The 2,626-nt window shown below is 37.8% G+C and carries 3 protein-coding genes; all 3 read left to right on the top strand.

Annotated elements, in window-relative coordinates; genetic code table 11:
* The first annotated feature begins 60 nt into the window (after window positions 1–60).
* Entirely contained in the window at window positions 61–1,170 is a 1,110-nt protein-coding gene (locus MTBBW1_RS18740) for an amino acid--tRNA ligase-related protein (protein WP_080805916.1), read from the top strand.
* A complete protein-coding gene (locus tag MTBBW1_RS18735; RefSeq protein ID WP_080805914.1) occupies window positions 1,160–1,984 on the top strand; it encodes a prenyltransferase/squalene oxidase repeat-containing protein in 825 nt (274 codons plus the stop codon). The genes MTBBW1_RS18740 and MTBBW1_RS18735 overlap by 11 nt, the downstream gene beginning before the upstream one ends.
* On the top strand, window positions 1,977–2,626 hold a 650-nt coding region (locus MTBBW1_RS18730; RefSeq protein WP_222424107.1), incomplete at its 3' end, for a radical SAM protein. The genes MTBBW1_RS18735 and MTBBW1_RS18730, both read left to right, overlap by 8 nt.

The raw sequence follows: 2,626 nt of genomic DNA, 5'->3' as shown, positions 1-2,626 counted from the left end.
AAAGTTAGGCTTCACACCAACGTTCACCCCTAAAAAGACAATGATAAACTGGAGATTGGGGTGAAAAACGAATCATTCATATCTGGCATGGTGACAGACATTAAATGTTTGGGGAAGATAACTTTTCTAACGGTTTCTCATGGGGCCGAAACATTCAATATTGTCGCAACACATGACCAAGCGGTCGGCTACAATAAGCTTAAAAACTTAAAAAACAACGACTACATAACAATAAATACAAATCAGCAAAATGGTGAGATTTACACCAAAGAAATAGTTGGTGTGGAGAAAAACAATAAAGGCACTATTCCTGAATCATCAAATGCAAAAAACTATGCGATATTGTTGAATCAAATAAGAAGCTATTTTTTTGACAATAATTTTTTCGAAGTCAGGTTGCCCAGCATCCATCCCGGCAATAACAAAGGTGATATTTTTGAAATTGACTTCTTTGGAAAAAAAGCCCGGTTGTCATCCAGCAATGCTTTATATTCTACGGTAATGGCTGCAAATATGGGAAAAGTTTATTCTATACAGAGATGTTACAGGGCGGAACCATCAAAAACATCCAAGCACCTTTCTGAATTTGACATGCTGGAAGTGTCATTTTTAGGCCAATGCTTTGAAGATCTGATTTGTGAGTTGTCGAATTTTATTTCAGACGTTTTCAATCGAGTAAACAAATTAATTCCCGATCAAATAAAGGCGTTGCCTTTTGAAGAAATACCTGTCGTCTCATACGCCGATTTGAATTGTAAGTATGGCCTTTTAAACAAAGGACTTGGAAAGCATGAGCGTGAAATTGCAAAAAACGGCCCTACTACGGTTATCCATTTTCCATCGAAAATTTCTACTTGGTCTGCATTACCAATTGATGACAATTACACTTATTCATTGAATTTTTTGGCACCCGGTGTAGGTGAAGTCGCAGAAGGATGTCTACGAGATACGAGAGAATCTTTTTTGCGCTACAAGTTTGCAAAACTTGATTTGTGCGACCAACTAAATTGGTATGTAGATCTCAATCCATTGCCAAACATAAAAATCTTATCATTTGGACTCGGAATTGAGCGATTAGCAATGTGGCTTTTTGGCATAACAAATATCCGATCCCTTAATTGTTTTTATAGAGACAAAAACATTAGCGAGACCATGAAATATGGGAAATAAACTACCAAATTTATCAGTGTTAAAGGCTACTGCTTCTTTACGAGCTATGCTCAAGGAAATGTTGACCAAAGATTTAGAGTTACGACGAATTACCAAGACTGCCAGCCTGTTATTAATGTCTGGACTTTCATCCAGTAGTATACCCAAGAGGATTATTGATCGTTGCAAGAATGAACAGAATAAAGATGGCGGTTGGGTTGCTATCACAGACACTATCTGGAACGTCGTTTTCCTATCTCTTTATGATGAAAATACACATCAACAGATTATTGATAATGGGATAAAATATCTGGAAGCAAACACGAACAAAAGTGGTTTATGGGGACGGTCTTCCAGGGATATGTCAAGGATTCCGGTATCGGGGCTTTTGTTGGCTATGATCCCCCAACTTCAAAAACAATGTTATTTGCAAAACTTAGAAGAATTATGGAAATCAGAAATAAACTCGCTTACATACAAAGCTGCCTACACTTTAATGGCTTTCTCTTCCAGTGAATATGTTCCGCAGGACAGCAAAATAATAAGCGAAACAGTCTCATGGCTTTCCATGAATCAACGACAAGATGGCAGCTTTGCTCCTTGGAAAGAACACCCAGTAGCAAGCGATGTTTTTTGTACGTCGATCGCCATCTTAGGATTGTTGCGACATAAAGACATGGTCTCAATTGATGTGTTCAAAAACACACTTAAATGGCTGGAAGACAATCAATTGAAAAATGGGATATGGGCATTTCATGAAATTGAGGACGGTGCTTCCTGGGGCTTGTATGCATTAAAAATGCTCAATGAACACCTTGGAACTGTAAATGAATAAATCAATCCTTCTTGTTTATCCCGAACCCGATTTTGACAAAGATTACCGCTTTGGCTACTCATTGCAGCTTTTATACTTATCCTCATCCCTTAAGGAGCAGGAATTTCAGGTAAAATTCGTTGACTATTCTGTTGAGAAATTTGATGAGCAAAGATTTTATGAAAGTATCGACAATGTTGATTGTGTAATTGTTGAGCTTGATGCTTTTCCTTTGAAAAGATCTGCGAACCTTTCTAACGGCTTCAAGATTGCTCAATTAACAAAAAAGCACAGAGATGAGATTTTAACCGTTGCGATAGGAAAACACTGTACACTTATTAATGAATCTATTCCGGGATTTGATCTCACGGTTTCCGGTGAGCCAGAAGTTGAGCTTCCAAAAATTATTAATGGATTTCTCGTAGGAGGTGAAATAAAGAACAATTTTATCTGCCTGGGAACAATAGCTGATTTATCAAGGGTGCCTTTCCCAGACAGGAAACTATTGGATAAAGAACAAATAAAGGGCAAGCGATTAAACAAAAAAGCACACTTAGCTCCTTCAGCATTGCTGGAAACAAGTCGAGGTTGCCCTGGAAACTGTTCTTTTTGCCAACGTAAAGGGTGGGACAAGAAGCTTAGGTATTTTAGTAAGGAAAAAAT

The organism is Desulfamplus magnetovallimortis (genome assembly GCF_900170035.1).
Taxonomy (GTDB): Bacteria; Desulfobacterota; Desulfobacteria; order Desulfobacterales; family Desulfobacteraceae; genus Desulfamplus; species Desulfamplus magnetovallimortis.
This window is presented reverse-complemented; position numbering and strand designations above follow the sequence as displayed.

Excerpts from the sequence above, each read along its gene's own strand:
- MTBBW1_RS18735 (WP_080805914.1), top strand. The coding sequence starts at position 1,160 with ATGGGAAATAAACTACCAAATTTATCAGTGTTAAAGGCTACTGCTTCT.